The organism is Loktanella sp. DSM 29012 (assembly GCF_900110705.1).
Lineage (GTDB): Bacteria > Pseudomonadota > Alphaproteobacteria > Rhodobacterales > Rhodobacteraceae > Loktanella > Loktanella gaetbuli.
Map to the genome: position 1 here is coordinate 374,899 of NZ_FOEJ01000001.1, position 14,490 is coordinate 389,388.

Annotated in this window: 14 protein-coding genes; 8 read left to right on the plus strand and 6 right to left on the minus strand. The window is 62.3% G+C overall.

The features are described from left to right. Window positions 1–48 precede the first annotated feature (48 nt). The 3 genes from leuS to holA are packed head-to-tail and all read left to right on the plus strand — an operon-like array spanning window position 49 to window position 4,101. On the plus strand, window positions 49–2,610 hold the full coding sequence (gene leuS / locus BMX27_RS01865; RefSeq protein ID WP_090158207.1) for a leucine--tRNA ligase: 2,562 nt from the start codon (window positions 49–51) through the stop codon (window positions 2,608–2,610). Further along, complete coding sequence (locus BMX27_RS01870) at window positions 2,600–3,082, plus strand: hypothetical protein (RefSeq protein ID WP_090158208.1); 483 nt, start codon at window positions 2,600–2,602, stop codon at window positions 3,080–3,082. The genes leuS and BMX27_RS01870 overlap by 11 nt, the downstream gene beginning before the upstream one ends. Next, window positions 3,079–4,101, plus strand: coding sequence for a DNA polymerase III subunit delta (gene holA / locus BMX27_RS01875; RefSeq protein WP_090158209.1), 1,023 nt, complete (start codon window positions 3,079–3,081; stop codon window positions 4,099–4,101). The genes BMX27_RS01870 and holA overlap by 4 nt, the downstream gene beginning before the upstream one ends. Before the next feature lie 100 nt (window positions 4,102–4,201). Here the strand turns inward: holA and BMX27_RS01880 are convergent, their stop codons facing one another. The 4 genes from BMX27_RS01880 to BMX27_RS01895 form a co-directional block, all read right to left on the minus strand. Beyond that, window positions 4,202–4,441, minus strand: a complete 240-nt coding sequence (locus BMX27_RS01880) for a hypothetical protein (protein WP_056030209.1) — start codon at window positions 4,439–4,441, stop codon at window positions 4,202–4,204. A 106-nt stretch (window positions 4,442–4,547) separates the two neighbouring features. Beyond that, window positions 4,548–5,216, minus strand: a complete 669-nt coding sequence (locus BMX27_RS01885) for a YjbF family lipoprotein (RefSeq protein ID WP_090158210.1) — start codon at window positions 5,214–5,216, stop codon at window positions 4,548–4,550. Next, a complete protein-coding gene (locus tag BMX27_RS01890; RefSeq protein ID WP_177172623.1) occupies window positions 5,213–7,396 on the minus strand; it encodes a YjbH domain-containing protein in 2,184 nt (727 codons plus the stop codon). Before BMX27_RS01890 ends, BMX27_RS01885 begins: the two co-directional genes overlap by 4 nt. A gap of 95 nt (window positions 7,397–7,491) precedes the next feature. Then, entirely contained in the window at window positions 7,492–8,679 is a 1,188-nt protein-coding gene (locus tag BMX27_RS01895; RefSeq protein WP_090158212.1) for a BaiN/RdsA family NAD(P)/FAD-dependent oxidoreductase, read from the minus strand. 39 nt (window positions 8,680–8,718) lie between these two features. Here BMX27_RS01895 and BMX27_RS01900 point away from each other — a divergent pair, with 39 nt between their 5' ends. Next, complete coding sequence (locus BMX27_RS01900) at window positions 8,719–9,030, plus strand: HNH endonuclease (protein WP_090158713.1); 312 nt, start codon at window positions 8,719–8,721, stop codon at window positions 9,028–9,030. A 19-nt stretch (window positions 9,031–9,049) separates the two neighbouring features. Here BMX27_RS01900 and BMX27_RS01905 read toward each other — a convergent pair whose 3' ends face one another. After that, window positions 9,050–9,646 (minus strand): enoyl-CoA hydratase/isomerase family protein, encoded by a 597-nt coding sequence (locus BMX27_RS01905; RefSeq protein WP_256212360.1) that lies wholly within the window; start codon window positions 9,644–9,646, stop codon window positions 9,050–9,052. Further along, window positions 9,643–10,401 carry an SDR family oxidoreductase gene (locus BMX27_RS01910; RefSeq protein WP_090158214.1) on the minus strand — a complete coding sequence of 253 codons (759 nt, stop codon included), beginning with the start codon at window positions 10,399–10,401 and terminating at the stop codon, window positions 9,643–9,645. Before BMX27_RS01910 ends, BMX27_RS01905 begins: the two co-directional genes overlap by 4 nt. A gap of 102 nt (window positions 10,402–10,503) precedes the next feature. Between BMX27_RS01910 and BMX27_RS01915 the strand changes: the two genes are divergently transcribed. From BMX27_RS01915 to BMX27_RS01930, 4 genes are all read left to right on the plus strand, one after another. Beyond that, a complete protein-coding gene (locus tag BMX27_RS01915) occupies window positions 10,504–12,000 on the plus strand; it encodes a DUF2125 domain-containing protein (RefSeq protein WP_090158215.1) in 1,497 nt (498 codons plus the stop codon). A gap of 73 nt (window positions 12,001–12,073) precedes the next feature. Further along, entirely contained in the window at window positions 12,074–13,417 is a 1,344-nt protein-coding gene (locus BMX27_RS01920) for a TldD/PmbA family protein (RefSeq protein WP_090158216.1), read from the plus strand. Then, the gene (locus BMX27_RS01925; protein ID WP_090158217.1) at window positions 13,404–14,174 is read left to right on the plus strand and encodes a 3'(2'),5'-bisphosphate nucleotidase CysQ; all 771 of its coding nucleotides are present in this window, start codon (window positions 13,404–13,406) and stop codon (window positions 14,172–14,174) included. Before BMX27_RS01920 ends, BMX27_RS01925 begins: the two co-directional genes overlap by 14 nt. Before the next feature lie 69 nt (window positions 14,175–14,243). Next, complete coding sequence (locus BMX27_RS01930) at window positions 14,244–14,489, plus strand: DUF4170 domain-containing protein (protein ID WP_056030722.1); 246 nt, start codon at window positions 14,244–14,246, stop codon at window positions 14,487–14,489. The last annotated feature ends 1 nt before the right edge of the window (window position 14,490 follow it).

The window sequence follows — 14,490 nt, forward strand, 5'->3', positions numbered from 1 at the left end:
TGGGCCGGGTCCTGTCCCGGCTCTTTGTCATTAGAAAGTCTGATACCGATGTCGTCCTACGCTCCGTCCGAAATCGAACCGAAATGGCAGGCCGCATGGGCCGATGCAGGGACCTTTGCGTCCGAACGTGACGAGTCCAAGCCGAAATACTATGTGTTGGAAATGTTCCCGTATCCATCGGGGCGTCTGCACATCGGTCACGTACGCAACTACACGATGGGCGACGTGGTGGCCCGCTACAAGATGTCGACAGGCCACAACGTGTTGCATCCGATGGGGTGGGATGCCTTTGGGATGCCTGCGGAAAATGCGGCGATGGCGACCGGCGGGCATCCGTCGGATTACACCTACAACAACATCGCGGAAATGAAGACCCAGATGAAACCGCTGGGATGGTCGCTGGACTGGAACCGGGAATTCGCGACCTGCGATCCTGCCTATTACGGCCAGCAGCAGGCGCTGTTTCTGGATTTTCTGGAAAAAGGCCTCGTCTACCGCAAGAACGCGGTGGTGAACTGGGACCCGGTCGACATGACCGTGCTGGCCAACGAACAGGTCGAGGACGGCAAGGGCTGGCGGTCCGGCGCAGAGGTCGAGCGCCGCGAGCTGACGCAATGGTTTTTCAAGATTTCCGACCATTCAGAAGAGCTGCTGGAAGCGCTGGACGGACTCGACAACTGGCCGGCCAAGGTCAAGCTGATGCAGGCCAACTGGATCGGCAAATCGCGCGGTCTGCAATTCTCGTTCAGCCTGATCGACGGACCTTCCGGCCATGACCGGGTCGAGGTCTATACGACGCGACCCGACACTTTGCTCGGTGCGTCATTCGTCGGAATTTCGCCTGATCATCCGCTGGCCAAGCAGCTGGAGGCCGACAATCCTGATGTCGCAGCCTTCTGTGCTGATGTCCGCAAGGGCGGCACGACCGAAGAGGCGCTGGAAAAGGCTGAAAAGCGCGGTTTCGACACCGGTCTGCGCGTCCGCCATCCGTTCGACACCGCCGCCGAACTGCCCGTCTATATCGCGAATTTCATTCTCATGGACTACGGCACCGGCGCGATTTTCGGTTGCCCGGCACACGATCAGCGCGATTTCGATTTCGCCACGAAATATGATCTGCCGATCATCCCGACCTTCTTGCCGTCCGAGGATGCGAGCACTGAATTTACCGCCGCCTATGTCCCGATGAAGTCGGAAAAGGTTTATTACTGCAAGGGGTTCGCCGGTGATGATTGGCAGACCGGCGATGCGGCTGTCGATGCCGCCATCGCATTCTGCGAGGAAAATGGCGTCGGCCACGGTGTGACGAAATTCCGCCTGCGCGACTGGGGGCTCAGCCGGCAGCGGTACTGGGGTTGCCCGATCCCTGTGGTCCATTGCGACGCCTGCGGCGTCGTGCCCGAGAAAAAGGAAAACCTGCCGATCGAGCTGCCGTATGACGTCAGCTTTGATGTGCCGGGCAATCCTTTGGACCGGCATCCGACATGGCGCGATTGTGCCTGCCCGTCTTGTGGTGCTGCGGCACGCCGCGAAACCGACACGATGGACACCTTTGTCGATTCGTCGTGGTATTTCGCGCGGTTCACAGCGCCAGGGGCCACGACCCCGACCAGTGCCGAAGATGCCGCCTATTGGATGAACGTTGACCAGTACATCGGCGGCATCGAACACGCGATTTTGCACCTGCTGTATTCGCGGTTCTTTGCCCGCGCGATGCATATGACGGGTCATTTGCCGGAAACGGCCAAGGAACCGTTTGACGCGCTGTTTACCCAAGGCATGGTGACCCACGCGATCTATACGACCAAGAACCCGCAGGACGGTCGCCCCGTTTACCACTATCCCGAAGAGGTCGAGCTGCGTGACGGCAAGGCATTCCTGAAGGAGGCAGGTACCGAGGTGACGGTGATTCCGTCGGCCAAGATGTCCAAGTCCAAGAACAACGTCGTCGATCCCACGCGCATCGTTGCGGAATTCGGCGCTGATACTGCGCGCTGGTTCGTCTTGTCCGACAGCCCACCGGAACGTGACGTTGAATGGACCGCAGCCGGCGCAGAGGCAGCGCACAAGCATCTGGGCCGCGTCTGGCGGATTGCGTCGGACATCGCTGAAGACACCTCATCCGCATCTGACGCTGATGAGGCCCTGCTCAAGGAGATGCACCGCGCGATCCGCGATGTGACCGGTGGCATCGACAGTTTTGGGTTCAACGCAGCCATTGCAAAGCTCTATGCCTTTACCAATGCGCTGTCGAAATCCAAGGCAGGAAGCGCGGCAAAGCGGACAGCCGCGATGACGCTCGCGCAGCTGATGGCCCCGATGACACCCCACCTGGCAGAGGAAATCTGGGCCTTGCTCGGGGGGCAGGGGTTGGTGATCGACGCGCCCTGGCCGCAGGTCGACGAGGCGATGCTGGTCGACGCCACAGTCACCTTGCCGATCCAGGTCAATGGCAAACGCAAGGCCGAGATCGTTGTCGGGGCAGACGCCTCCAAGGACGAAATCGAGGCACTGGCGCTGTCACAGGACGCGGTGCAGCGAATGCTGGACGGTGGTGTGCCCAAGAAGATCATCGTCGTGCCGGGTCGGATCGTGAACATTGTCATCTGAGGGCATCACCCGACGTGCGGCCCTGTTGGCCGTGCTGGCGCTGGGGGCCTGCGGGTTCACACCCGTTCTGGCACCGGGCGGCACGGGTGACGCCTTGCGCGGTCAGGTTGTGATCGAGGCACCACGCACCATCGCCGGCTTTGCGGTGCGGTCGCGCCTGGTGGATCGTCTGGGTGACGGTGCCGGGCCATATCGCCTGTCCGTCAGTCTGGACCGCGCCCAAGAGGCAGCGGCGCTGTCGACGGGTGGCGATATCCTGCGGTACAATGTGGTCGGTGCTGCGGGCTGGGCGCTGACGGATGCGGAAGGGACGCGGCTGGGCGATGGTCAGGTCGATGCCTTTACCAGCTATGCGGCCACGGGATCGACCGTTGCCACCCAAACGGCAGCGACCGACGCGAATGGTCGATTGATGATCTTGCTGGCGGACCGGATCGTCGCGGACATCTATCTGCTGGACCTTGCGCGATGAAGCTTGCGGGCAGGGATGCGGCCGGGTTCCTGCGCAAGCCTGACCCGACCCGCGCGGGTATCCTGATTTTTGGTGCGGACCCTGTTCGTGTGGCCACGGCGCGTGCGCAGGTGATCGCAGCACTGGTCGGGCCGCAAGGCGAAGCCGAGATGCGGCTGACGCGCATTCCTGCGGGCGATCTGCGCAAGGATGGCGCAGCGCTGGACGATGCGGTCAAGGCGCAGGGGTTTTTCCCCGGACCGCGCGTTGTGCATCTGGACGAGGCGACGGATGGGCTGTCACAGCAGGTCGCTGCCGCACTCGAGGATTGGCGCGAGGGCGATGCACAGATCGTTGCGACTGCAGGCCAGCTGACGGCCAAGTCAGCCCTGCGCAAGGCGTTCGAAGGGCACCGTAACGCGGTCGCCATCGGACTGTATGACGATCCACCGGGGCGGGACGAAATCGAGGCTCAGCTATCAGCTGCAGGTCTGCAACCGCCGTCGCGGGACGTGATGGAGGCGATCACAGGCTTGGCCCATGGTCTGACACCCGGCGATTTTCGCCAGACGATCGAAAAACTGGGCCTGTACAAGCGCGGAGATTCGCTGCCTGTCACGGTCGAAGAGGTGCATCTGTGCGCGCCGCAGGCGGCGGATGTGGATGTGGACGACATTCTGGATGTGGTCAGTGCCGGCGATACGGCGCAGATCGGCACCGTGCTGCGTGATCTCTATGCGCAGGGTGTCGCGCCGACGACGCTGTGCATCGGCGCGATGCGTCATTTTCGACGGCTGCACACGGTCGCGTCCGATCCGGGCGGTGCAGGGCAGGGGATCGCGCGGTTGCGTCCGCCGGTGTTCGGCCCGCGCCGGGACAAGATCATGCGTCAGGCCAGCCACTGGGGCCGCATACGGCTGGAACAGGCGCTGACGACGCTGACGGATACCGATCTGATGATCCGGTCATCCAGTCAGGCCCCGCAGGCAGCCCTGATGGAGCGCACGCTGATCCGTCTGGCGATGATGGCGCGCCGCTAGGCCGGTCGGGTCGCCACATACAGCTGTGCGATAGCGATGGTCCAAACGAAAAAGGCTGACCCGAAGGCCAGCCTTTCGAACTTCAAGATCCGGGGATCTATTAGTTGGTGGTGGTGGTCGCTGCAGCTTCGTCGTCGTCGCTGTCTGCGGATGCCAGAACCAGAGCTGCCAGCAGGCCGAGAACGACGTAGCCGGAGTTGATGGAGCCAGCAGGAGCCATCGGGGTGTCAACCATGACAACCGGTGCTTCCATGACTTCGGGTGCCAGGCCGCCAGCGGTAGCTGCGGCACCGGTCACTGCGATAGCAGCAGAGGCGGCGAGAGTAGTGATGATGCGCATGTCGGTACTCCAATTAGATGCACTGTGTGGATGATCTAGGGTTGTCTAACTACGTTTCACGCTCGAAACAAGATACTTCTTAATTTCGGGCGCTTGCAGCGCGTGTTCAGGGACGATCCAGAACAAGGAAACCCAGTTCGGGACTGATGGCCTGTCTGCTGCGGACAATCTGTCCACTGCCGTCCAGCCAGTAAGTGTTTGTAAACGATATGTTTTCGTTCTGACACTGCTCTTCGAAACGCCGCGTAAACACATCCAATTCGACGATCTGGATGGTTTCCGTACCGGCGGAATTGATGCTGCACTGCAACACTTCGGTGGAAATCTGGTCCAGATCGGACAGCGTTTCATGCGTTCTGACCGCATTTCCGCCGCCAGCAGCCAGTGCGCGGCGGGATTCGATCACCGACGCAGCCATCAGATCACGCGGAAAGCCGCGTGTGGCGATGACGATTCCGTTCTCTGTGGTGATGGATGCCTCGTCCTCACTGATCCAGGTGACGCGGTTGAGGTTGATGGCGGCGGGCACCATCAGCGCGCGCGATGTCCCCTCGTAGGCCTCGACAACCATCACGTCGCCCGGCAGCTGATCCACCATTGCGCGGGTGACCACAAAGGGTGCGGGCTCTGCCGCGGGCTCTTGCCCGGGGAGAGGCAAGTAGTTCAGCGCCTGTCTCACTGCACCGGCACCCTGATCCCCCTCGTTCAGTGGACCACATGCGGTCATCCCAAGGATGCAGGCACCCAGGGCTATTCCCTGCCAGACTGTCGTCATCGCCAGAACCTCCCGCTGGTATCTTCAAGGTCGTTGAACTGACCGTCCCGCAGGCTGTTGTACAGACGGCCTGGCACCCGCAGGCGCGCGCCGCCGTCACGTGTCAGCGAACGCAATCCCGTGGAAACGGTCCGGCGGGTCGGTGATCCGATAAAGTAATCGGCTGGAATTGTCAGGCGGATCCCCTTGTCAAACGAGCCTTCGCCGAACTGGCTGAAGGGCATATCGGTCAGGGTAAGGAACCCGCCGACGCGCCAGCCGTTGTCGAACTCGCGGTCCAGCGAGAATGTCGCGCCATAGTCGCCAGCCAGGTAGCGGCCCACGTCCAGTTGCGCATGATAGCCTTCGCCGATGTCATAGTAGCCGGACAGATGGCCTGTCACCACGTCGTAGTCGCCGACCTCGACCCGGTCGCCGTTGCGTCGCGTTTCATACAGGGCAAATCCGAACCCCATGTCCTGGTCGCGCAGCTTGGAATAGTTCAGCTCTGCACCGAGGGCCCAACGGCGATCAACCGGCGCATAGAGAACTTCGCCGGACACGCCACCGTACATCTTTTCCAGGTAGCCTGCCGTCAGGCGGCCATAGACCTCTGGCGCGAGGCGGTCGGCATAGGACACATACAGCCGGTCCAGCTGCAATCCGCCGTCCAGTCCGAAATAGGTCTGATCGGTCCGCACGTTCACGTAGTCGTTGGAATCGCGGAAATCGACCAGCGGATCACGCGCACCCAAGGCTGAAATGGAGGTCCGACCGACGAAAGACAGTTTGCGGGTGGCCTGATATTCGGCGTCAAAGGCGAGGCCGAAATCCGGGCTGATCGGTTCCCCCGGCGTGAACAGGACAAAATCGAGGTAAGGCCCGATGCCCCACTCGAATTTCGGGCTGGGCACGGGGGCGAGGTCCAGCGGCGCATCGGGGCCTGCGGGTGCAATCGCGATTTCGTCGAAAATTGCTGCGGTGCTGCCGACGGTGTTTTCCAGATCCTCGAAATCTGTGCGCGGCAGCGATACGGCCGACATGGGCAGGCCGTTGCGCTGGGGTTCCAGCACAAAGGTCTCGATCGCGTCGGGCATGACTTGCGTCATCATCCGGGCGACACGGCCAATGGCCTGCGTTTCGGAACGGTAGCGGTTGTTTTCAAACCGGACCCGCGCGGTGCGATCCGTCATGTCCAGACCGATCAGGTCAATACCCTCGATCTCGAGAAGGCCTGCCAGCGCCTCTCGGATGGCGGGTTGTGCGCCGCGATTCCACGATTGCGCTGCGCGCTGCGCCTCGGTGCGTGTCTTGATCGGGGCAGGTGCCCTGTCCAACCCGCTGAATGTCGGGCGTTCGTTGGGGTTGATCGTGAACGTTGCACGCAGCCCCAGTTCGTTGCCGTACATATAGCTGGCCCCCAGTTCGACACCGGGTTTGGGACGATAGGACACGCCGAAATTCAGCGGCGAAGACACCTGCACGGCGGGACGGGCCTGCCCGGGTTCATAGGCGATGGATGAATATTCCGCCTTGAAGGTCAGGTTCGGGGTGGCGGTATATTCGATCCCACCGAAAGGTGCGATATCGCCGCGAAACCATTGTTCGACCGACAGCTGGCCACCCGTGTTCACGCCCGCATCCTCGTCAAAGACATCGGGTTCGTCGCGGGTTTCAAAGCTGCCGCCCAGCGGGTTGCTGACCCCGTTGCGTTCGCCCATGCGACCCCAGCCCAGACCGGCAGTCACCTTGAGGTTGGAACCGATGGATTTGGTGCCAACAATGTATTCGGAACTGTAACGTCCGGTGCCAAGGAAATCGCGCAGACCCACAGCGACGGCAGGCAGATAGCGACCCTCGTTCGTCAGGCGATACTGGATGTCGAAACTGCGGTCATAGGTGGTTGCGATGCCGCGGGTGCCATCCGCGCGCAGGCTGCCGTAGATATCGAACACACCATACCGAAAGCTACCTGAAATCCGGTCATTCAGCTGAAAGGTCAGGGTCGTGCGATATCCGGCGGTATCGGAATAGCTGCTGGTGATCGCCAGTTCGCCGCTGTCCGCGCTTTCGGCGGTGGGCATTTCCAACAGGCCGGTCGTACCAAAGCTTGTGTAGGTCGGACCCTCGGCGGACAAGGGTGCGGCCAGTACTGTCAACAGCGCAGCGTAGCTGGTTGTTCTGGCATATTTCAGCGTCATCTGCGTCACCTTCGTCCCTGCTTTATGGGCTTCTAACAGGAGGGGCCGCAGTTGGAAATCTTGAAAATCCGTCGCGGGCGAATCGTGCCAAGCCGTCATGCGCCCGCGACAGGACTTGCCGCAGGCATCGTGGCAAGCGCCTGCTGCGCCGCTGCACGCCCGGTCGCGAGGCAGGCGGTGATCAGGTAGCCGCCAGTCGGCGCATCCCAATCCAGCATTTCCCCCGCACAATAGGTGCCGGACCTGTCACGCAGTTCAAATCCGTCCAGCGCGTTCCAGCGCAGCCCGCCCGCGGTCGAAATGGCCTGATCCATCGGCATTGGACCCTGCACGGGCAGTGGTAGCGACTTGAGCGCCTGCGCCAGCGCATCAGGGCTGTTGTCGGTGATGCGTGCACATTCGTTGAACAGCGCCTGTTTGACGGCGGGCAGTTTGATCCCCTTGCGCAGCAGTGTTGCGCGGGATGGCTTTCCCTTGACGCGATTCAGTCTGGCCGCGATGTCATCCGCACCCAGATCGGGCAGCAGATCGACGTGCAGCGCCGCACCCTGCATCAGCGCATGGCTGACCTCATAGACTCCGCCGCCCTCGATGCCATCGCGTGTCAGGACCCATTCACCCCGCGACATCAGGTCCCCGGCCCGCAGGACCGTCGCCTTGATCGGCTGTCCGATGACAGTGGCCATGTGATGCGACCAATCCACGCGAAACCCGCCGTTCGACGCGCGAAATGGGGCTACCTGCGCAAATTGCCCGGCCCAGGCCCCATCGGACCCAAGGCGTTGCCAGCTTGCGCCGCCCAGCGCGAGGATCGTGATATCGGCTGCCACCTGCCGCGGTCCTTCGGGCGTGTCGAACAGGCAGTTGTCATCGACAAAGCCGGTCCAGCGCCAGCGCATGCGGCGCTGCACACCCTGCGCATCCAGCCGCGCGAGCCAGGCGCGCAACAGCGGCGAAGCCTTCATCGCGACCGGAAACACCCGGCCAGTCGATCCGGTAAAAACCTGTTGGCCCAGATCATCGGCCCACTGGACCGCCTCATCCGGGCCAAAGACTGCTAGTGCCGCCCGCAAGGCAGGCGAGGTTTCGGCGTAGCGGTCCGCGAATTTCGCGGCATCCTCGGCTTTGGTCAGGTTCAGGCCAGATTTGCCAGCCATCAGGAACTTGCGACCGACCGACGGCATCCGATCGACGATCGTGACCGACAGCCCGGCACCGGACAGCACGTCGGCGGCCATCAGGCCGGCAGGTCCAGCGCCGATCACAAGGGCGGTCTGTGGCATGGCTTGGCGATCCTCTGTGTTGGATTACCTTGTGCGATGATGACGCGTGACCCGCAAGACACCCTTCCGACCTGTGCGCTGTGCCTGCGGCCAGTGCCGCCCGGCGTGCCGCAAAGCCAGCACCATCTGATCCCCAAGCTGAAGGGCGGCAAGGGTGGGCCGACCGTTCTGGTCCATCACATCTGCCACAAGGAAATTCACGCGACCCTGTCAGAGGCCGAACTGGCCCGCGTCTATAACACGCCAGAGATGCTGCGCAGTCATCCCCGGCTGGAAAAATTCGCAAAATGGGTCGCCAAACGCCCGCCGGAATTCATGTCCAAGGTGCCAAAGCGCAAACGCGGGCGCTAGGTTTGGTGGGCTGTCATCGTTAGAAAAGTGATTTCAGGTCGCGCACATGGCCTGCATCGGCCTGCAACGCTGCCGTTGCCATGGCACGGGCGGCAGCGACGGGGTCATCCGCGATTTCCTCGATCAGACCGTATGTCAGGGCCTGTTCGGCCGTCCATTTCCGTGCGCCCAGCAGCAACGATTTCGCCCGTGCCGGACCGCACAAGGCCGCCAGGCGACCGGGATCGGACGGTTGCGGGCGCACACCCATTTTCATCACCGGATAGAAAAAGCTGGCCCCCGGCACCGCGATGCGCATGTCGCAGGCCAGCGCCATTCCCATTGCACCCCCAGCCAGCGTGCCGTTCAGTGCGGCGATGGTCAGGCCGGGAAGATCGGCAATGGCGGTGGACAATTCTTCCCACAGGGGCGACGTGGCCAGCCTGCCGACATCCGCCAGATCGGCACCTGCACTGAACACGCGCCCGTTTCCGCTCAGGATCAGTGCCTTGGAATCCTGGGCGGCCTGCACGGCGCGGCACAGCTCTGCCAGCATGGCGGCAGTCAGTGCATTCGCCTTGTCCGGGCGATCCAGCGTGAGGATTGTCAGATCGCCCTCGATCGCGGTGCGGATCACGCGACGCCGACCATTTGGCGGATCTTTTCGTCGCGCAGTGACACGTCCTGTCCCAGATGGCTGTCGGCCTCTGACGTGCACATCCAGACCAGCGCCTGTGCTGCCCATTCAGGCGGGATGTGGTCGGACCATTCCAGCTGGCTGACAGGGCCGATGCCTGACGCCTTGATGTCCTTTTGCATGTCCGTGGCCACGGTGCCGGGCGACAGACCCATGACCCGCAGCCCCTTGCCGCGGGATTCGCGGTCGGCCACCTGCGTCAGCATATAGGCCCCCGCCTTGGAGGCGCAGTAGGCGGACCACCCTTCGAGGGGGTTATGCGCTGCACCCGAGGATACGGTGATGATCGTGCCCGACCCTTGCGCGATCATCGGGCCCATCGCAGCGCGTATCCCGTGCATCGCTCCCTTGAGGTTGATGTCGATGGCCTTGGACCATGCCTCTGGGTCTGTGGATGACAGCGCACCCATCGGGTCGATCACGCCCGCATTGTTCACGATGATGTCAATCGCGCCATAGGTCTCGATTGCGGCACCCACGGCCTGCTCGACCTCCCAGTAGCGGGAAACATCGCAGGGCACGGCCAGGGCCTTTTCACCGATCTCACCTGCGATTTCGACAATGTTTTCACGGCTGCGCGCGACCAGAACGACGTTTGCACCAGCAGCGGCAAAGGCGCGCGCCGCTGCTGCGCCGATACCGCGGCTGGCCCCGGTGATAAGCGCAGTCTTGCCTGTCATGTCAAAGTTTTTCATCGTCAGTCCCTTTTGATCGTGCGACGCAACAACTAGCATCGTTTTAACGTTTTCAAAACCATCGCGGCAGAGAGTCCGGGATGCGACCAAAGGAATGACAAGATGACCCGTACCCAAAATCTTGCGCCCGTACTGGCCAGTGCTCTCTGCCTTGCGGGCCTTCCCGCCTTTGCCGATGTCACGCCCCGTCAGGTCTGGGACAACTGGCAGGCGATCATCGACAGGTCCGGCAGCGGGGCGGTGACCGTCGGCAATCTGGAAGAGGGGGCGGACACGTTGATTGCGACGGACGTGGTCTACACTTTTTCCGGTTCCGACACGACAAGCGCCGTCATGGTCGATCGGATCACATTGCAGGACAACGGCGATGGCACGGTTTCGGTCAGCTTGCCTGACGACATTCCAGTGGACGTGCGCACCGATGAGGGCGAGCGCATTGAACTCTACGTCACGCCATCGGGTGCGCAGACACTGGTCAGCGGTACGCCGGACGCGATGAACTATGCCGTGTCGGCAGACCAGTATGTCGTCGGTCTGACCCAGATGGTCGACGCTGATGGCGCGCCGGTCGATCTGGATTTTCGCGTGGCGCTGAACGGTTTGACCGGCAACACCGTGCAGAACATCGGGACCGATCTGAACATCACCTATGATTTTGCCGCGCAAAATGTTGATCTGCTTGTGGACGGTGCCGACGACACGGGCGAAGCCTTTACCGTGTCGGGCAAGATCGATGCGATGGCACTTGATGCCGACCTGACCTTGCCTGCGGGTTCCGGCCTGTCCGATATCAGCGCGGATGATCTGTCGGACGTGCTGGTAACTGGTGGCTATGGATACGATTCCGCTGCCTATATCTTTGCCAGTTCCGGCGCGGAAATGTCGGCTGACGGTACCGCGACGACCGGTGCCGTCCGCGTGGATTTCGGCATTGATGCCGACAGTCTGCGCTATGCCGTCCGGGCTGACGATATGGTTACGGCACTGCGCGGCACGGAACTGCCGACCCCGGTCGAAGTCGCGGCTGCATCTTATGAGGTGGGTCTGACCATGCCGGTCAGTCCGTCGGATGAACCCCAGCCATTCGCGCTGAATTTCGGTTTGAACGGTGTGACGTTGAACGATGAAACCTGGGGTCTGTTTGACCCAATGGGTGCTGTTCCGCGTGATCCGGCCGATCTGGTCATCGACCTGTCCGGCACGATGCTGTCTGCGGACAGCGACGATACAGGTGCAGATGACGTGATGGAAAACCCGCTTGCGGGGCGCACCCTTGCCAGCCTGGATGTGAATGAAATCCGTCTGGGTGCAGCAGGTGCGCTGGTCCATGCAGTCGGCGCGTTCACCTACGACCTGAGCGGGGAACAGACACTGTCCGATGTGACAACCCCCGAAGGATCGGCTACGATTACGCTGACCGGAATAAACCAGTTGATCGACACGCTGATCGCCATGGGTGTCGTCCCGCAGGATCAGGCAATGATGGGCCGCATGATGCTGGGCATGTTCACGACCCCGGCCGGTGACGATACGTTGGAGACCGTTTTCACCTTCACGAACGACGGTCAGATTACGGCAAACGGTCAGCGCATCCGTTGAGCCATTGTGTCGCGCCTTGCGGTATTGAGGGTTGGGAACTAGGTCGAGCGCGACAAGACAAGGACCATTTGACATGACCGAACTCTCTGACCTGACCCAGGCGATGCTGGATGCGGCCCGCAAGGCGGGTGCGGACGCCAGCGATGCGCTGGCTGTGGACGGCACCTCGATCGAGATCGCGGTGCGGGCCGGTGCGCTGGAAAAGGCAGAGCGTTCGGAAGGTGTCGATATCGGTTTGCGCGTGTTCGTGGGGCAGCGACAGGCAAGTGTCGCATCCTCTGATACACGGCCAGAGGCGATTGCGGAAATGGCCGCGCGTGCCGTAACCATGGCGCGCGAGGCACCGATCGATCCCCATTGCGGGCTGGCCGCGCCCGATCAGTTGGCAACGGACACCGATATGTCCCGGCTGGACCTGTGTGATCCGGCCCCGGAACCAGACCCTGCGATGCTGCAGGACATGGCGCTGCGCGCCGAGGCGGCGGCACTGCGTGTCGATGGGGTGTCGCAGGTGTCGGAAACCAGTGCAGGCTACGGCCGGCGTCGCATGCACTTGAGCCAGAGCAACGGATTCGCAGCCGGCTATGCCCGGTCGGATATCGGGTTGTCCTGCGTTCCGATCAGCGGCACCGGCACAGGCATGGAACGCGATTACGATTACGATTCGCGCATTTACATGACGGACATGCGCGATCCTGAGGATATTGGACGCAACGCCGCCCTGCGCACTGTCGCGCGGATCGGTGCGCGTCGTCCCAAGACCGGGCAATATCCGGTGCTGTTCGACGAACGGATCGCCAGCTCTTTGATCGGGCATCTCGTGCAGGCCATCAACGGCAGCGCCATCGCACGCGGCGCATCGTTCTTGCGCGATGCGCTGGGCGAACAGGTGCTGCCCAAGGGCATGACCCTGACCGAGGACCCGCACCGTGCACGCACGTCGGCCTCGAAACTGTTCGATGCCGAAGGTTTGCCTACGCAATCGCGATTGCTGGTCGATGACGGCAGGCTGACCGGCTGGACGCTTGACCTGGCCACTGGGCGCAAACTGGGGCTGCCGTCGACTGCGAACGCAGCGCGCGGCACGTCATCTGCGCCGCGTCCTGCGGTCACGAACCTGTCGCTGACGCAAGGCACGGCCAGTCGTGACGACCTGATCGCACAAATGGGCACGGGTCTGGTGGTCACCAGCATGATCGGGTCGACGATCAATCCCAACACCGGCGATTATTCGCGGGGCGCATCCGGGTTCTGGGTCGAAAACGGCGAAATCGCCTATCCCGTGAACGAACTGACGATTGCAGGCAATCTGCGCGACATGTGGTTGACCATGATCGCGGCAAACGACGCGCGCACCCATCTGAGCCGGGTGGTGCCGTCGCTCTTGGTCGAGGGCATGACGCTTGCCGGCGATTGATCTGCCATTGTTGATCGACGCGGCGCGGGCTGCGGGTGACATTTCGCTGTCGTTTCACGGACGGTCACCGACGGTCTGGGAAAAGGATGGCGACCAGGGACCTGTGACTGAAGCCGACCTTGCGGTAAATCGCATGCTGTCGGAGCGTTTGCGCGCTGCGCGCCCGGAGTACGGTTGGCTGTCAGAGGAAACCCCCGACGACACGGACCGCCTAGCCGCGCAGCGCGTGTTTGTGATTGACCCGATCGACGGCACACGGGCCTTTATCCGCGGTGACAAGGATTGGGCCCATGCCATCGCCGTGGTCGAGGACGGCGTCCCGATCGCCGGTGTCGTCTATCTGCCTGCCCGCAGTCTGATGTTCGCCGCCGCGCTGGGACACGGGGCGACATGCAACGGTCGTCCGATCCGGGTCAGCGGTCAGTCGAACGTCGCGCGTGCCCAGGTGCTGACCACGAAACCAAACCTTGCGCCGCATCATTGGTCGGGCGGCGTGCCGCCGTTCACGCGGGGTTTCAGGTCGTCGCTGGCCTACCGGATGGCACTGGCCGCAGAGGGCAAGTTTGACGCCATGCTGACGCTGCGCCCGTCATGGGAGTGGGACATTGCCGCGGGTGCCGTCATCGTGTCCGAGGCGGGCGGCGATGTCACCGACCGGCGCGGTCGTCCGCTGCGTTTCAACACGCCCAAACGTCAGCTGGATGGTGTGATTGCCGGTGGCGCGGTCGTGCCTGCACTGCTAGCCGCATTGGCCTGACCAAGCAGGCGGTTGTGCAGGCCGCCAGCGCCGCCTAGTTTGACGCAAACCCTGCAAGAGGACGACACCATGACCCAACGCCTGCATCTTGTCTTTGGCGGAGAGCTGATTGACCCGACCAAGAACGCCTTTGTTGATGTCGACAAGATCGACATCGTCGGCATGTTCCCGAATTATGACAGCGCCTACAACGCCTGGAAGGCCGCGGCACAGCGCACGGTCGACGATGCGCACACCAGATATTTCATCGCACATATTCACCGCCTGCGGGACGAGGAGCAGGCTGCATCCTCGACCGAGGAACTGGGTCACTAGG

Coding starts and splice junctions, on each gene's coding strand:
- BMX27_RS01880 (WP_056030209.1), bottom strand. CDS start 4,441: ATGCGCATCATCACTACTCTCGCCGCCTCTGCTGCTATCGCAGTGACC.
- leuS (WP_090158207.1), top strand. CDS start 49: ATGTCGTCCTACGCTCCGTCCGAAATCGAACCGAAATGGCAGGCCGCA.
- BMX27_RS01885 (WP_090158210.1), bottom strand. CDS start 5,216: ATGACGACAGTCTGGCAGGGAATAGCCCTGGGTGCCTGCATCCTTGGG.
- BMX27_RS01915 (WP_090158215.1), top strand. CDS start 10,504: ATGACCCGTACCCAAAATCTTGCGCCCGTACTGGCCAGTGCTCTCTGC.
- BMX27_RS01920 (WP_090158216.1), top strand. CDS start 12,074: ATGACCGAACTCTCTGACCTGACCCAGGCGATGCTGGATGCGGCCCGC.
- BMX27_RS01930 (WP_056030722.1), top strand. CDS start 14,244: ATGACCCAACGCCTGCATCTTGTCTTTGGCGGAGAGCTGATTGACCCG.
- BMX27_RS01895 (WP_090158212.1), bottom strand. CDS start 8,679: ATGCCACAGACCGCCCTTGTGATCGGCGCTGGACCTGCCGGCCTGATG.
- holA (WP_090158209.1), top strand. CDS start 3,079: ATGAAGCTTGCGGGCAGGGATGCGGCCGGGTTCCTGCGCAAGCCTGAC.
- BMX27_RS01910 (WP_090158214.1), bottom strand. CDS start 10,401: ATGAAAAACTTTGACATGACAGGCAAGACTGCGCTTATCACCGGGGCC.
- BMX27_RS01900 (WP_090158713.1), top strand. CDS start 8,719: ATGACGCGTGACCCGCAAGACACCCTTCCGACCTGTGCGCTGTGCCTG.
- BMX27_RS01890 (WP_177172623.1), bottom strand. CDS start 7,396: ATGACGCTGAAATATGCCAGAACAACCAGCTACGCTGCGCTGTTGACA.